General features: G+C 68.8%; 11 protein-coding genes and 1 pseudogene. 9 read left to right on the top strand and 3 right to left on the bottom strand.

Translation table 11 applies throughout. The annotated features are described in order from the left end of the window. The first annotated feature begins 41 nt into the window (after positions 1 to 41). Both glpK and POD19_RS03410 read left to right on the top strand, forming a co-directional pair. The gene (glpK, locus tag POD19_RS03415) at positions 42 to 1,574 is read left to right on the top strand and encodes a glycerol kinase GlpK (RefSeq protein WP_340309308.1); all 1,533 of its coding nucleotides are present in this window, start codon (positions 42 to 44) and stop codon (positions 1,572 to 1,574) included. A 160-nt stretch (positions 1,575 to 1,734) separates the two neighbouring features. Beyond that, positions 1,735 to 2,912, top strand: a pseudogene (locus POD19_RS03410) (IS3 family transposase). 109 nt (positions 2,913 to 3,021) lie between these two features. Here the strand turns inward: POD19_RS03410 and POD19_RS03405 are convergent. Both POD19_RS03405 and dnaB read right to left on the bottom strand, forming a co-directional pair. Beyond that, positions 3,022 to 4,563, bottom strand: a complete 1,542-nt coding sequence (locus POD19_RS03405) for an ATP-binding protein (RefSeq protein WP_340309307.1) — start codon at positions 4,561 to 4,563, stop codon at positions 3,022 to 3,024. Positions 4,564 to 4,604: 41 nt separating this feature from the next. Then, a complete protein-coding gene (dnaB, locus tag POD19_RS03400; RefSeq protein ID WP_044659833.1) occupies positions 4,605 to 5,996 on the bottom strand; it encodes a replicative DNA helicase in 1,392 nt (463 codons plus the stop codon). Between the two features lie 853 nt (positions 5,997 to 6,849). On the opposite strand from dnaB, the gene POD19_RS03395 reads away from it, so the two are divergent. From POD19_RS03395 to POD19_RS03380, 4 genes are read left to right on the top strand one after another with little or no spacing between them, the layout of a single operon-like run. Beyond that, positions 6,850 to 7,929 carry a TAXI family TRAP transporter solute-binding subunit gene (locus POD19_RS03395; RefSeq protein ID WP_340309306.1) on the top strand — a complete coding sequence of 360 codons (1,080 nt, stop codon included), beginning with the start codon at positions 6,850 to 6,852 and terminating at the stop codon, positions 7,927 to 7,929. Beyond that, positions 7,926 to 10,055: a TRAP transporter permease gene (locus POD19_RS03390; RefSeq protein WP_340309305.1), complete on the top strand. Its 2,130-nt coding sequence runs from the start codon at positions 7,926 to 7,928 to the stop codon at positions 10,053 to 10,055. The genes POD19_RS03395 and POD19_RS03390 overlap by 4 nt, the downstream gene beginning before the upstream one ends. A 29-nt stretch (positions 10,056 to 10,084) precedes the next feature. Next, complete coding sequence (locus tag POD19_RS03385; protein WP_020624928.1) at positions 10,085 to 10,882, top strand: enoyl-CoA hydratase/isomerase family protein; 798 nt, start codon at positions 10,085 to 10,087, stop codon at positions 10,880 to 10,882. A gap of 33 nt (positions 10,883 to 10,915) precedes the next feature. Continuing rightward, complete coding sequence (locus POD19_RS03380; RefSeq protein WP_340309304.1) at positions 10,916 to 11,785, top strand: 3-hydroxyacyl-CoA dehydrogenase family protein; 870 nt, start codon at positions 10,916 to 10,918, stop codon at positions 11,783 to 11,785. A gap of 5 nt (positions 11,786 to 11,790) precedes the next feature. Here the strand turns inward: POD19_RS03380 and POD19_RS03375 are convergent, their stop codons facing one another. Next, on the bottom strand, positions 11,791 to 12,696 hold the full coding sequence (locus tag POD19_RS03375) for a LysR family transcriptional regulator (RefSeq protein ID WP_098471018.1): 906 nt from the start codon (positions 12,694 to 12,696) through the stop codon (positions 11,791 to 11,793). Between the two features lie 146 nt (positions 12,697 to 12,842). On the opposite strand from POD19_RS03375, the gene POD19_RS03370 reads away from it, so the two are divergent. The 3 genes from POD19_RS03370 to POD19_RS03360 are packed head-to-tail and all read left to right on the top strand — an operon-like array spanning position 12,843 to position 15,798. Then, positions 12,843 to 14,069, top strand: coding sequence for a CaiB/BaiF CoA transferase family protein (locus tag POD19_RS03370; protein ID WP_144819091.1), 1,227 nt, complete (start codon positions 12,843 to 12,845; stop codon positions 14,067 to 14,069). Further along, positions 14,066 to 14,590: an acyl-CoA thioesterase gene (locus POD19_RS03365; protein WP_186299593.1), complete on the top strand. Its 525-nt coding sequence runs from the start codon at positions 14,066 to 14,068 to the stop codon at positions 14,588 to 14,590. The genes POD19_RS03370 and POD19_RS03365 overlap by 4 nt, the downstream gene beginning before the upstream one ends. Beyond that, a complete protein-coding gene (locus tag POD19_RS03360; protein ID WP_144819087.1) occupies positions 14,587 to 15,798 on the top strand; it encodes an acyl-CoA dehydrogenase family protein in 1,212 nt (403 codons plus the stop codon). Before POD19_RS03365 ends, POD19_RS03360 begins: the two co-directional genes overlap by 4 nt. Positions 15,799 to 15,820 lie beyond the last annotated feature (22 nt).

Raw genomic sequence — 15,820 nt, 5'->3', positions numbered from 1 at the left:
CCGCCCGCCACCCCCCGTTACCCCCTCCGAAGGAGTAGGACATGACCACCCCCCGCTACGTGATGGCCATCGACCAGGGCACCACGTCCACGCGCGCGATCCTCTTCGACCACAGTGGCGCCATCGTGTCCACTGGTCAGCGCGAGCACGAGCAGATCTTCCCGCGCGCCGGCTGGGTGGAGCACGACCCGGTGGAGATCTGGACGAACACCCGCGAGGTCATCGGCGAGGCCCTGGCCCGCGCCGAGGTGACCCGGCACGACGTCGCCGCCGTGGGCATCACCAACCAGCGTGAGACCACCGTGGTGTGGGACCGCAGGACCGGCAGGCCGGTGTACAACGCCATCGTGTGGCAGGACACCCGCACCGACCGCCTCTGCGAGCGCCTCGCCGGCGACGTCGGCGCGGACCGCTACAAGGAGCGCGTCGGGCTGCCCCTGGCCACGTACTTCTCCGGCCCCAAGGTGGCCTGGATTCTGGAGAACGTGGACGGTGCCCGGGAGGCCGCCGAGAACGGCGACCTCATCTTCGGCACCACGGACTCGTGGCTCGTGTGGAATCTCACCGGCGGCGGCGAGGGCGGCCGGCACGTCACCGACGTCACCAACGCCTCCCGCACCATGCTGATGAACCTGGACACCCTCGACTGGAACGAGGAGATCTGCGCGGACATGGGCATCCCGATGTCCATGCTTCCGGAGATCGTCAGCTCCTCCGCCGAGGTGGGCACCGTATCCGGCCAGCAGCTGCTGCGCGAGACGCCGATCACCGGCATCCTGGGCGACCAGCACGCGGCGACCTTCGGCCAGGCGTGCTTCGAGGTCGGCCAGGCCAAGAACACGTACGGCACCGGCAACTTCATGCTGATCAACACCGGCGAGGAGCCGGTGCACTCGGACAACGGCCTGCTCACCACGGTGGCGTACCGCATTGGCGACCAGAAGCCGGTGTACGCGCTGGAGGGCTCGATCGCCGTCACCGGCTCGCTGATCCAGTGGCTGCGGGACAACCTCGGGATGATCGGCAGCGCCCCGGAGGTCGAGACCCTGGCCGCCGGCGTGGAGGACAACGGCGGCGTGTACTTCGTCCCCGCGTTCTCCGGCCTCTTCGCCCCGCACTGGGACGCCGCGGCCCGCGGCGCCATGGTGGGCATGACCCGTTACGTCAACAAGGGGCACATCGCCCGCGCGGCGCTCGAGGCCACCGCCTTCCAGAGCCGCGAGGTCCTGGACGCCATGAACGCGGACTCCGGCGTGGACCTCACCGAACTGAAGGTCGACGGTGGCATGGTCGCCAACGAGCTGCTCATGCAGTTCCAGGCGGACCTGCTGCGCGTGCCCGTCGTGCGCCCCAAGGTCATCGAGACCACCGCTCTCGGCGCCGCCTACGCCGCAGGCCTGGCGGTGGGGTTCTGGGCGTCCCAGGACGAGCTCGTGGCCAACTGGGAAGAGGACAAGCGCTGGGAGCCCACCATGGACGAGGAGGAGGCTGAGCGCGCCCTGCGGCTGTGGAAGAAGGCCGTGGAACGCTCCCGCGACTGGGTCGACGAGGACGTCGAGTCGGCCCAGAGCTGAGCCGTCCGATCCGTAGGCCGGTCCGGCCGGCCCCGTGCGCCCCGTGCGCCCCGGGCCGGTCCGGGCCGACCCGGCCCCTCCAGAAGGACCCCGGGTCTGCCGTGAGTTTGGTTGACATCTGGTCTGTGGTCCCGGGAGGGACTGCTGGAAGGATGACCCCATGCCCGCTGCATACCCCCGAGAGTTCCGCCAGGACGTGGTCGCGATCGCCCGTAAGGGTCAGATGCCGATCGCGCAGGTCGCTAAGGACTTCGGCATCGCCGAGTCCTGCCTACGGCGCTGGCTGGCCCAGGATGATGTCGAGGCCGGGATCCGGCCCGGCATCACCAAGGCTGAGAACGAGGAGCTGAAGGCTCTCAAGCGCCGCAACCGCGGGTTGGAGATGGAGAACGAGGTCCTACGGCGTGCGGCCGCGTATCTGTCCCAGGCGAACCTGAAATTGGGTCAGTCCCCAAAATGACCTATCCCGTCGTGAAGGACCTGGCCCGCGACGGGATTCCCGTGAAACTCTCCTGCCGGGTCCTCGGGTTCTCCCGTCAGGCCTACTACCAGTGGCTGGCCGAACCTGTCAGCGAGCGGGAATGGTCCGACGCGCATGCCGCCAACGCCGTCCTCGATGCCCATGCCGATGACCCGGAGTTCGGATACCGGTTCCTGGCTGATGAGCTCCGCGGCCGTGGCCTGGCCGTGTCAGACCATCAGGTGTTGAAGGCCTGTCGGCTCGTGAAGGTCCGCTGCTGCCACTCGATCCGTCGCGGCTCGGGCAAGCGTCCTGGCCCTGCCGTTCATGATGATCTGGTTCGTCGTGAGTTCCGCGCTGAGAAGCCGAACCAGCTGTGGCTCACGGACATCTCAGAGCATTGGGCCGGGGATTCCAAGCTCTATCTCTGCGCGGTCAAGGACGTGTTCTCGAACCGGATCGTGGGCTACTCGATCAATCGGCGGATGAGCTCGCAGCTGGCCGTGGATGCCCTGCAGATGGCTCTGGCCCGGCGTGGAGGCAAGGCCGAGGTGCAGGGTTGCCGGGTGCATTCGGATCGAGGATCGCAATTTCGAGCCAGGCGGTTCGTGGAGACGCTCCGGGTCAACGGCCTGGTCGGGTCGATGGGCAGGGTCGGTGCTGCTGGGGACAACGCGGCAATGGAATCCTTCTTCGCGCTGTTGCAGAAGAACGTGCTGAACCGGCGTCGCTGGCAGTCCTTCGACCAGCTCCGGCTCGCGATCGTGAGCTGGATCGAGCGGACCTATCACCGCCGTCGTAGGCAGGCCCGTCTCGGGAAGCTCACCCCTGTCGAGTTCGAGATGGTTCAATCAGTCCAGGCGGCTGCCGCCGCCTGATAACTCGTGTCAAGCAAACTCATGGCAGACCCGCCTGCGATGGTCCATGAAGAGTTCACGGAGTACCCACACACGCGCTGGCTTCCGGGCCCGCGACCTGAAATGTGAGTCAAGGCCGCCGACTGTCACTCATGAGGCGGTAGGCAGTCTGGCGATTTCCCTGGCCCCCGTCCATCACCACGATCCCTTCATCCAGGGGGAGCCGAAGCGCGTACCGCACCTGGCGATCGGTCAAACCTGTCACGCTCGTCAGGGCACGCAACGTTGCTCCGTCGGGCATCCTCACCAGAGCAGCCAGCACGGCATGCTCGTGACGGGTGGGGCTGGTGCTCGCTTGAACGGCCCGCGGCACTGCCGTCTCCACCGCGGAGGCACCCTTCGCATCCTCGACGCCGGCGCGAGCGTTCCTGTCCGCGGCACGCCACAGAATGGCCTTGAACTGCACTCCAGTGTCAATGAGCTGGGGCCGTGGCAGGCCCTGTCGTTCTGCTGCACGGAACACCTCTCGGATTCCTCCACCTTCACCTTCGATGAGCGAGGCCCCGTCCGACGTCGTGAGTTTCTTGGCGATCTGATAGAGACGCTGATTGACAGCAGCCTGAGCATGGTCGTCACTCTGAAGCTGTGTCAATGACAGCCCCTGCAGACCGCCGGGATTCTGGATGAAGAGGTTCCTCGGCGTGAGACGGACCTGGACGCCCTTCCCCATCCCCAGAGTGCTGGGCCCGAGATCGCGGTGGACGAGGGCGTTGGCCAGCAGCTCACGCACGGCAGTGAGCGGCAGCTCCGCCACCTCTTCCATGTGGCCGTCCCGGCGATACCGCCGCACAGTGTCGATGTTGTCACTGACCCAGGCCATCAGGTCGCTCAGCAGGTCCGGCAGTGGCCCCACAAAGTCCTCAAGGTTCCGGTTGCGCGGCTGCCACTCACCGCCGGGGAGCTGGACGGCAGCCGTGACCGTCAGGCCCGGGAAACGTCCCTGTGGAAAGTCTCCAAGAGCATAGAGACCCGCGAGCGTGGGTTCACCAGAACTCGTCAGGACGCTCGTCTGCCGCAGGATCTCCTCGCTGGTACGGTCTCGGAGCCGCCGGTTCTTCCGGCGGACAGCCGCGACATACTCGTCCACCAGCGAGGAAACGAGGTCCTGCTCGCCGAGGCCGGTGGCCACCTTCAACTCGTAGTCAACCCGCTCGTCCGCATGGAGCTTGGCGACCTCCAACATCCGCAGCTCGTGCTCATGCATCCGGTAGTCGCCGTCGGACTGGCGCAGATAGGCGACGCCCTGCACCGTTGCCGGCTTGTCCGCCGTCCTCAGCGGCACGACGTGGATGAGCAACACCTGTCGCTCGTCCAACTGCAAGGTCTGCGGGATGATCTGAGGGCTCGGCGTCACTCCTTCACGTGCCTGGGCTGCGACACCGGCCTCCAGGAGGGCCACGTCAACCACCCCTGTGACGTTAAAAGCGCCTCTCGCCTCATCGACTCCAAGAATGATGGTGCCGCCCTCTGGCATGTTGGCGAAGGCGCAGAGGGTCTCGGCGAGCTGGGGCACTCCCCCGGCGGCGCGCTTGACCTCCACGTTCGTGGTGTCGCCGCGCCGCACACGTAGAGCCTCCAGAGTGGCAAGCAGATCGTCAGAGGACCATTTCATAGTGACAAAGTGTAAGTGAGAGTGTCAGTATGGGGCCTCTCTCAGAACCCGCCCGGGCCACCACCCGCATCACTCGCCAGGTTCGAGAACCGCGAGTAGTGCCCCTGGAACCCCACCACAATGGTCTTCGTGGGCCCGTTGCGGTGCTTGGCCACGATCAGGTCCGCCTCGCCGGCGCGCGGGGACTCCTTGTCGTACACGTCCTCGCGGTGGAGAAGGATCACCATGTCCGCGTCCTGCTCGATCGAGCCGGACTCGCGCAGGTCGGACACCTGCGGGCGCTTGTCCGTGCGCTGCTCGGACCCACGGTTCAACTGGCTCAACGCGATCACCGGCACGTCGAGCTCCTTGGCCAGCAGCTTCAGGGCACGGGAGAACTCGGCGACCTCCTGCTGACGGGACTCGACCTTCTTGCCCGAGCTCATGAGCTGCAGGTAGTCGAGCACCACCATCTTGAGGTTGTTCTTCTGCTTGAGCCGCCGGCACTTGGCGCGGATCTCCATCATGGTCATGTTCGGGGAGTCGTCGATGAAGAACGGCGCCTCGTTCAGTCGCCCCACGGTCGCCGCGATCTTGGACCACTGGTCGTCCCGGATGGTGCCCTTGCGCAGGTCCTGCAGCGCGATCGTCGCCTCGGCGCTCAAGAGCCTCATGGCGATCTCGTTCTTGCCCATCTCGAGGCTGAAGAACACGGTGGCCATGTTGTGGTGGATGGCCGCGGCTCGCGCGAAGTCGAGCGCGAGCGTGGACTTGCCGACGGCGGGGCGCGCCGCGATCACGATCATCTGCCCGCCGTGCAGGCCCTGCGTCAGCTCGTCGAAGTCGTAGAAGTCGGTGGGGACGCCCGTCAGGCCCTCTCCCTGGTTGCCGGCCGCCTCGATCTCGTCGACGGCGTGCTCCATGATCTCTGCGAGGCGCACGTAGTCCTCGGACTGGCGGTTCTCCGCCACCTTGTAGATCTCGGACTGCGCCTCGTTGACGATCTCCTCGACCTCGCCGTCGCCCTGATACCCCAGCTGGGTGATCTTGGTGCCGGCGGTGACGAGGCGCCGCAGGACGGCCTTCTCCGCCACGATCTCCGCGTAGAAGCTCGCGTTGGCGGCGGTGGGCACGGACTGGATCAGCTCGTGCAGCACGGCGGGGCCGCCCACGCGGCTGAGCTCCTGGCGCTTGTTCAGCAGGTCCGCCACGGTGACGGCGTCCGCGGGCTCACCGCGGCCGTAGAGGTCGATGATCGCCTCGTAGATCATCTCGTGGCTCGGCCGGTAGAAGTCGTGGCCGCGCAGCAGCTCCACCACGTCCGCGATCGCGTCCTTGGAGAGCATCATGCCGCCCAGCACCGAGCGCTCCGCCTCCAGGTCCTGGGGCGGCAGGAAGCGTTCAGAGGAACGGCCGCCGTCGTAGGAGCCCGAGTCTCCGTAGTTCTCAGTCAACGTCCGGAGACTCCCTTCCCACAGCCCGCACGACGGCGGCCCTCGCCGGTCTTCCCGGCCCTGATTCCTCTGTTGTCACCGCCCGTGCCGCCGCGCCCTCCTGCAGGCGGACGGTGCGACGGTCCCCGGGGCGACGGTCTGAGCGGATGCGCGCCTGTCAGTGGTCACCTGCGGCCAATACCCGCCCTCGCGTTGGGGATACCACGCGACACTACGCGCGCCGTGGAGGCTGGGCAACCGCGTTTCCCACAGGCCTTGTGGACAACGTGTGGATTCGGCGGCGTGTCGTGTGGATCGCCTGGGGACCACGCTGGGGACAACCGCTCGGCCACTCCTAGAATCCGCCTCTGACCTGGGATGATGCGATCCCCAGCGCTGTGGAGGAAGATTCTCCACTCCCCTTTCGCCCCGGCCACGGGACTTGACAGCACCCTCGTGTGCACCATCATCACACCGCCTGGTACACGCCTATCCACACCGTCGTCCACACCCTCCACATCTGTGGACAACTCCTGTGGACAAGGTGCCTGGATCTGGGTACGGCGAAGTTGACAGCGTCTGCGCACGGCCCCGGGGGGAGTCAGTGTGATGGCCCTATCCCCCGGGACAACGCCCCCGCCCCGCGGGCGATGCGCCCAGACCCCGGCAGTCATTCTCATTTCACATCAATCTCCGTTGAATGTGGCGCGCCTCACGTCTTGTATGCATGAATGGCACCCATCCCCAACTCCCGCAGTGAACGGATCACCCGCATGCCCCTGTCTCGACGTGGTTTCCTCCTCGGCACCAGCGCCACGGCGACGCTGGGCGCCCTCACCGGCTGCGCGCCGACCGACGGCAGCCAGCAGTCCGTATGGTCGACGTACGGCGTCGGCACCGGCACCTACAACGACCTCGCCGCCGTGGCCAACACGCTCACCCAGGTCAACCGCCGCCAGGTCCGCCTTATGACCTCGTCCACCGGCATGGGCCGTATGGCCCCCTCATCAACGGCACCGCGGACCTCGCCCGCTCCGGCGACGAGTACTTCTACGCGTTCGAGGGGGACGACGAGTTCTGCTCCCCGCAGTGGGGACCCCAGTCGGTGCGCCAGGTGTGGAGCCCGCAGGGCAACTATGGGGTGCTGGTGCGCAAGGACAGCGGGATCGAGACCGTCGAGGACCTCCGGGGCCGCAACTATCCAAACCTGGTGGGTGCTACCTCCATCAACCGCAAGCTCGAGGCCTTCCTCAACTACGGCGGCCTCACCCGCAGCGACACGAACCTGGTGAACGTGAGCTACGCGGGCCAGGTGGAGGCCATGAAGACGGGCCAGCTGGACGCGCTCTACCAGAACGTGGTCGGCTCGAACGTCGAGGAGCTCGCCTCCCAGTACCCCATCCGCTGGCTCGATCTCAGCAGTGACGACCCGGCCCGCTTCGCCTCCTGGAAGCGGCTCGCCCCCATCGCCCGCCCGGGCCGCTTCAGCGGTGGGGCCGGCATGGCCGAGGGCGAGTCCGCCGTGAACATGCAGTACTCAATCCCCCTGACGGCCCTCTCCTCCCGGTCCTCCGACGAAGTGCAGGAGTTGGTGACGCAGATCCACGACAACTTCGACCGTTACAAATCCGCCACCCGCGACACCAAGATGTTCGCCCTGGACAAGATCATGCTCACCCCGATGGTCGTCCCCTTTCACGACGGGGCGGTCGCGTTCTTCAAGGAGAAGGGGGTGTGGACGCCCGGGCTCCAGGCCCGCCATGAGGCCCTCCTGGACCGCGAGGGTCGACTCAAGGAGGCCTGGCCCGGCTTCCGGGAGGCCCATGGGAAGGAGGACGGTGCTCCGAAGCACTGGTTCGACTGGAAGCAGGAGAACCTCCCCGAGCTCCCCCCGATCAACGACCTCCCCGAGACGGACGCCGCCCCCACCGACACCCAGGAGACGGACGCATGAGCCACCTCGCCCCCACCGCAGCCCCCCGAACCGGGGCCTCAGACGGCGCCCCGGTCGCGTCGCTCGCCGCGGACATCAACGCCGTCACAACCCACAATCCCCGCCTCACCCCGTTCTGGACCACGGTCACGGTGGTCCTCACCGTCCTGGGGGTTCTGGTGACGATGAACCAGGTCTTCTTCTGGCGTTTGGGCGGGATTACGCTCCTCCAGAACACTTTCCTCTACCTGCTCCTGGCGTGCTTCCTCCCGATCGTCTTTATCGTCACGCCAGCCCTCAGCCGCAGGGCCCGCAAGTCTCCCGGCGCTGCCGGCGGGCCTCCGCCCGGCACGAGCACCCTCCAGATCATCGAGGCCGAGGGGATGCGGACCGCTCGCCAGGGCGTCCCCCTGTACGACGTGCTCCTCATGGTCCTGACGGTCATCTCCTGCCTGTACTTCGCCTCCCACGGCGTGGACATCCAGGAGTATGGGTGGGAGTGGAACGCCCCCGCCGTGGCCACCGTCCTCTCCCTCGTCTTCTGGGCCCTCGTCGTGGAGATCCTGCGACGGGCCGCGGGGTGGATCGTCGCCGTGCTGGCCCTCGCCTTCTCCCTCTACCCGATCATCGCGGGCGGCATCCCCATCGGGATCCTCCAGGGCATCGACTACGAGCTCCTCACCATCGGCCAGGTCCACTCAATGGGGACCGAGTCCATCCTGGGCATGCCCCTCCAGACGGCGGGGGCCATCCTGGTGGGCTTCCTCCTCTTCGGCACCGTGCTGCAGCACACCGGCGGAGCCGATTTCTTCCACAACCTGTCGATGGCCGTCTTCGGGCGCTACCGCGGCGGTTCGGCGAAGGTGGCCGTGGCGTCCTCCGCCACCATGGGCATGATGTCCGGCTCCGCCGTGTCCAATGTGCTCACCACGGGACCGATGACGATCCCCGCCATGATCCGCTCCGGCTTCACCCCCCGCGTCGCCGGCGCCGTGGAGGCAACGGCTTCCTCCGGCGGCTCCATCACGCCGCCCATCATGGGCACCGCCGCCTTTCTCATGGTCTCGTTCGTCGGTGTCCCGTACACCACGATCCTCGTGGCGGCCACGATCCCAGCCTTCCTGTACTTCCTCGGCGTCTTCCTCCAGATCGACGCCTACGCGGCGGTCCACGACCTCAAGGGCACGCCCCGCCACCTCCTGCCGCGCCTTGGCCTCGCCCTCAAGGAGGGCTGGCCCTACCTCGGCGCCCTCGCGGTGCTCACGGGCCTCCTCTTCGTCCTCGACTCCGAGGCCCAGGTGCCGTTCTGGGTCGTGGGGCTGCTCATCCTCATCGCCACCGTCAGTCCCCGCGTGCAGATGTCCCGCCGCCAGTGGTTGGACATGGCCGTTGACTGCGGGCGTACCCTCGCCCAGATCATCGGCATCATCGCCGGCGTCGGGCTCATCCTCGGCGGCCTCACCGCCACGGGTGTGGCCCTGTCCCTCTCCCGCGACCTCGTGGCGCTCGTGGGGGACAACGCGATCCTCCTGCTCCTCACCGGCGCGGCCGTGTGCTTCGTCCTCGGCATGGGCCTGACCATCTCTGCCGCCTACGTCTTCCTGGCCATCGTCATGGTCCCCGCCGTCATCGCGGTGGGCATCGACCCGCTGGCCGCCCACCTCTTCGTCATCTACTGGGCATCGGTGTCCTACATCACCCCGCCGGTCGGCCTCGCGGCGTTCGCCGCCGCAGGCATCTCCAAGGCGTCCCCGATGGCCACGTGCGTCGAGGCCATGCGCCTCGGGGCCGTCAAGTACATCGTCCCGTTCGGCTTCGCCCTCAACCCGGCCCTCGTCGCCCAGGCGAGCGGCGGGGAGATCCTCTTGGCCATCCTCTTCAGTGTCGTGGCCGTCTACGCCGTGGCGGGCGCCCTCGGCGGCTACCTTGCGTTCGTCGAGCGCCGCCTGCCCGTCTGGGCCCGGGCCGCCCTGGCCGTCAGCGGGTTCATGATGTTCCTCCCCCAGCTCTGGGTCACCCTCCTCGGCCTGGCCTTCACCGCCGCCGTCGTCGCCGTCGTCCGGCTTGCGGTGCCTGGGGACCTGCCCCCCGAGCCCGTGGAGGACTCCGGAGAGGCCCCCCGCCTCCCCACCCGCGCAGCATCCTGACCCCCACCCACGTCCCAAGGAGGACCCCGATGATCACACCCACCCAGGACACCGCCGGCAAGGAACGCCTGGTCCTACTCACCGCCGAAGACGGCATCGGCGTCCTCACCATCAATCGCCCCGCCGCCCGCAATGCCATGAACCAGGCCGTCCAGGCGGCCGTCCGAGAGGCGCTCGACGAGGTCGAGCGGCGCGAGGACATCCACGTGCTGGTGGTCACGGGAGCCGGGGACAAGGCCTTCGTCGCCGGCGCGGACATCCGGGAGATCGCGGCGCGCGGGCCCCTCGACGGCCTGGCGGGGAGGATGCAGGGGCTCTACGCCCGGCTCTCCGCCATGGAGACGCCCACCGTGGCCGCCGTCAACGGCTACGCCTTCGGCGGGGGCTGCGAACTCGCCCTGGCCTGCGACGTGCGCATCGCCTCCGACCGCGCCCAGTTCGCCCTGCCGGAGACCGGGCTGGGCATCCTCCCTGCCGCCGGCGGCACGCAGCGCCTCGCGCGCCTCGTGGGGGTCGGCAACGCCACGGAGATGATCCTGACCGGCCGACGGGTGCCCGCCGAGGACGCCCTGCGCATGGGGCTGGTGACGGCCGTGACGACCCCGGAGGAGCTCATGGACCGCGCCAAGGAGACCGCACGGTCCATCGCGGCCCGGGGCCCCCTCGCCAACCGCCTGGCCAAGACGGTCCTCGAACGGGCCTTCGACTCCGATCGGGAGACCGGCCTCCTCCTCGAACGGCTCGCAGTCGGGATCCTCTACGCATACACCGAGCGGGATGAGGGCACCACCGCGTTCTTCGAGAAGCGGGCCCCGCACTACCGCTGACACCCCCGCACGATATCGACGGAAGGCACCACCATGACCGAAGAGATCCGCAGCGTCGTCGTCCTCGGAGCTGGCACCATGGGCTCGCAGATCGCGGCCGTCTCGGCCCTGGCCGGCTACACCACGTCCCTCGTGGACATCGAGCAGAAGCAGCTCGACCGGGCGCGCGAGCAGCTCCGGCAGCGGCTGGACCGGGATGTCGAGAAGGGCCGGCGCGACCGCGGCGCGGTCGACGAGGCCTGGGGCAGGCTCGCCCTCACAACGGACCGCGACAGAGTGGCCGCGAGCGCGGACCTCGTGATCGAGGCCGCAGTGGAGGACCTCTCCGTCAAGCGGTCCATCTTCGCCGACCTCGACCGGGTGTGCCCTTCACACACCCTGCTCGTGACTAATTCCTCCAACATCGTCTCCTCCCGCGTCGCCGACGCCACGGGCCGGCCGGGGAAGGTGTGCAACCTGCACTTCTTCAACCCAGCCCTGGTGATGGCGTGCGTGGAGATCGTCCCCCACGAGGGCACGGACCCGGAGACGGTAGAGGCGGCCAGCGCCTTCGTCGAGTCGCTCGGCAAGACGCCGGTCAAGCTCAAGCGGGAGGTCCCCGGCTTCCTGGCCAATCGCCTCCTGAACGCGCTGCGTCGCGAGGCGCTGGACCTCTACGAGGGCGGGGTCGCCGACTTCGAGGACATCGACCTCGCGGCGAAGACGGCGCTGGGGCACCCCATGGGCCCCTTCGAGCTGATGGACCTGGTGGGGATCGACGTCGTCTACCTGATCCGCCTGGCCGAGTACGAGCAGACGGGCGACCCCGCCGCGCTGCCGGCCCGATCCATCAAGGAGAAGTACGAAGCCGGGGACTTCGGCCGCAAGACGGGGCGGGGCTGGTACGAGTACCCGCACGACTGAGCGGTTCAGGCCCGTGGGTCACGCGGAGGGAACAGCGACGCGGCGATGCGGGTCACCCGCTGCACCGCCTGGTTGTCGTCGTGTTCCCGCCAGATGAGGCGGACGTCCAGCGGGGCGCCGCCCGGCTCCAGGGTCAGCCAGGAGACCCCCTCGGCGCCGATGTTGTCCCGCACGGAGTCCAGAGTCAGCGCCACGCCCACCCCCGCGTCCACCAGCAGGATCTGCGTCCAGGAGTCCGGCGCGTGCTCCCGGATGCGGGGCACGAACCCGGCCGCGCGGGCGAGGCTCTGGAGGCGGTTGCTCAGCGCGGACGTCGGGCCGCCCGGCAAGATGATCCAGTCCTCGTCCCGCAGGTCCGCCATGGCCACCGACGACGCGCCCGAGAGGCGGTGTCCGCGCGGGACCGCCACGAGCAGGGCCTCCCGGCCCACCACGTAGGAGCGCACCTCGGCGGGAAGGAAGTCCCACCGGCCCAGGGAGAGGTCGAGGTCCCCGTTGACCACTCGGTCCAGGCCCTGCGGCGAGAACTGTGAGCTGTGCAGCTCCAGGCGCACGCCGGGGCACCGGGCCCGCACCTCCCGGGCCAGCCGGGCGACGCTGCGGTTGATGGAAGCCCCGGCGAACCCGAGCCGCACCAGCCCCGTCTCTCCCGTCACCGCCCCGCGGACGGCCTCCCGGGCGCGGGCGGAGACGGCGACCAGTTCGCGCGCCACATCCACCAGCGCCTCCCCGGCCGGAGTCAGGGCCACGTGACGGGTGCTCCGTTCGAACAGGGCAGCGCCAAGGTCGTTCTCCAGGCCCTTGATGAGCCGGCTGAGGGCAGGCTGGGCCATGCGCAACCGCTGGGCCGCGCGCCCGAAGTGGAGTTCCTCGGCGAGGGCCAAGAAGGCTGCGGCGTGGTGGACGTCCATGGCCTGGCCTTTCCTCGTGGGCGCAGGGCTCCCACTAATGCATCCGGCGCATATGTGTGAGCCCCAATATGTATTGGACAGAATGAAAGCATCCTGATTTCGTGGTGTCTAGAACGTGTTGCACATCACAGTGAGGAGCAGGCCGCATGAACGTCGAGGTCCCTGAGCGCGAGCCCGGCCGGCGTCCCCTGGACGGCGTCGTCGTCGCGGACTTCTCCCGCGTCCTCGCGGGCCCCTACGCCACCATGCTCCTGGCCGACATGGGCGCCACCGTCATCAAGGTGGAGTCCCCTGACGGCGACGACACCCGGCTCTGGATGCCCCCCGAGCGGGACGGCATCGGCACCTACTACCTCTCGGTGAACCGCAACAAGCAGTCCATCGCCCTCGACCTCGCCGACCCCCAGGACCGGAAGACCGCGTACGCCATCCTGGACCGGGCGGACGTGTTCGTGGAGAACTTCAAGCCCGGCGGGCTCGAGCGGTTCGGCCTGGACCGGGAGTCCGTCAGCCAACGCTGGCCCCGCCTCATCCACGCGACGATCACCGGTTTCGGCACCGAGGGCGGCGCCTCCCTGCCCGGCTACGACCTCCTCGTCCAGGGGATGTCCGGGTTCATGCACGTGACCGGCCACCCCGACGGCGACCCCCAGCGCGCCGGCGTGGCGATCTTCGATGTCGTCACGGGGCTCCACGCGGCCATCGGCATCCTCGCGGCCCTCATGGAGCGGGGCGAGCGCGGCGAGGGCCAGCACGTCGCCCTCAACCTGCTCTCCTCCGCCCTCTCGGGGCTGGTCAACCAGACCACGGGCTACGCGGCCGCCGGCAACAATCCCCAGCGCCTGGGCAACGACCACCCGAGCCTCTACCCCTACGGGCCCTTCCCGACGGGCGACCGGGACATCATCATCTGCGTGGGCAACGAGAGCCAGTTCTCCCGCATGTGCCAGGCCCTCGGCGTCCCCGATCTCGCCACGGACCCCCGCTTCTGCTCCGTGCGCCTGCGCAACGTCAACCGGGACGAGCTGCGCCTCCTCATGGTCGAGGCCCTCGCCACCCATGGCGTGGACCACTGGTCCGCGTCCCTGCAGGCCCTCGGCGTTCCGTGCGCCCCCATCCTGGACATCGCCCAGGGCGTGCAGCGCGCGGCCGACCTCGGCCTGGCGCCGATCGTCCAGGTGGGCGACCCCGAGACCCGGCAGGTTCCCCTCATCCGCAACCCCGTGACGTTCAGCCGCACCCCGGTGGCCTACCCCAAGGCCCCGCCCCATCTGGACGAGGACGGGGAGGCCGTGCGTTCGTGGCTCGCCGCGACCCCCGCTCGGGGTCCCCGTTCCGAGGCGGATGGGCACGACGGGGGGAACGGACAGTGAACGCCCCGGCCCGCCCCGAGCCCTACGAATGCGACCTCCCGGTCCGCTGGTCCGATCAGGACGTGAACGGGCACGTGAACAACGCCCGCGTCGTGACCCTGCTCGAGGAGCTGCGCATCGCCGCCTACCTCGACTGGACGGACTCGACGCCTGACGCCGGCCATCCCCGCGTGGTGCGCACCCTGAGCGTGGACTACCGGCACCCCGTCCACCACCGCACCCCGCTCACCGGCCGCCTGTGGGTATCCCGCCTCGGCCGCTCGTCCTTCGTGATGCAGCACGCCCTGCTCCAGCGGGGCCGGCATGTCGTCACAGCCGAGGCGGTGGTGGTCCAGCTGGAGGCCGACCACTCCCGGTCCCGGCCCCTCGCCGACCCCCTCCGCGGCGTCCTCGAACGGGTGCTACGCCCGGATGTGACCGCCTCCTCCGAGTGCGAGGCCGCCCCCGGGGCACAACCGCCGGCACCGCCCGGACGCGTGCCGCCCCGCCCTTCCCGACACGACAGGAGTCCCCTGACATGACCGACCATCCCGCCCTCATCGACCACCCCGACTTCTTCCTCCTGGACGAGGACCTGGACGAGCGCGCCCGCGGCATCCGAGACCGGGTCCGGCGCTTCGCCCTGGAGACGGTGGAGCCGGTGATCAACGACCACTGGGAGCGGGCCGAGTTCCCCTACGAGATCCTCCCCGCGTTGCGGGACACCGGCGTCGTGGGGACCTACATCCAGGGTTACGGCTGCCCCGGCATGTCCCGCCTCGAAGCCGGGCTGGTGGCCCGGGAGATGGGCCGCGTGGACGGCTCGGTGAACACCTTCCTGGGGGTCCATGCGAACCTCGGGATGGGCTCCATCTACATCCTCGGCAACGAGGAGCAGCGCCAGCGGTGGCTCCCCGCCATGGCCCGCCTCGAGAAGACGGGCGCCTTCGCCCTCACCGAACCCGCCCACGGGTCCGACTCCGTCTCCCTCGAGACCTCCGCCCGCCGCGACGGCGACTCGTGGATCATCGACGGCCACAAGCGCTGGATCGGCAACGGAGCTGCCGGAGACGTGATCGTGCTCTACGCCCGCGACGAGGCGGACGGTCAGGTCAAGGCGTTCGTCGTCGAGAAGCAAGAGGACGGGACCTACCCCGAGGGGTACACGCCCGAGGTGATCACGGGGAAGATCGCCAAACGCGCCATCCACCAGGCCGACATCCGGATCGAGGGCCTGCGCGTCAAAGACGAGAACCGCCTCGCGGGCTGCGAGTCCTTCGCGGGGGTCAACCGCGTCCTCAAGGCCACCCGCGGCGGCGCGTCCTGGGAGGCTCTGGGCCACGGCATGGCCGCCTTCGAGATCGCCGCCGGCTACGCCCTGGAGCGCGAGCAGTTCTCCGCGCCCCTCGCCTCCTATCAGCTCGTCCAGGAGAAGCTGGCCACGATGCTCTCCGACCTCGTCTCGATGCAGCTGATGTGCCGGCGCATGGCCGAGCTCGCCGAGGACGACCGACTCACCGACCCGATGGCCTCCCTGGTCAAGATGATCACCTCGCGCAAGGCGCTGGCCATGTGCCGCGAGGCCCGTGACCTGCTCGGCGGCCAGGGACTGCTCCTGGAGAAGCACATCGCCCGCCACATGACCGACATGGAGGTCGTCTCCACCTACGAGGGCACCGACTCGATGCAGGCCCTCATCGTGGGACGCGAGATCACCGGCATCTCCGCGTTCACCCGCAAGCGGCGCTGACTCGACGCCCGCTGACCACCCC

It is taken from the genome of Micrococcus sp. GPGPB33 (assembly GCF_037853785.1).
Classification (GTDB): Bacteria; Actinomycetota; Actinomycetes; order Actinomycetales; family Micrococcaceae; genus Micrococcus; species Micrococcus luteus.
The sequence above is the reverse complement of the archived record's forward strand: the minus strand, read 5'-3'. Positions and strand labels throughout refer to the sequence as shown.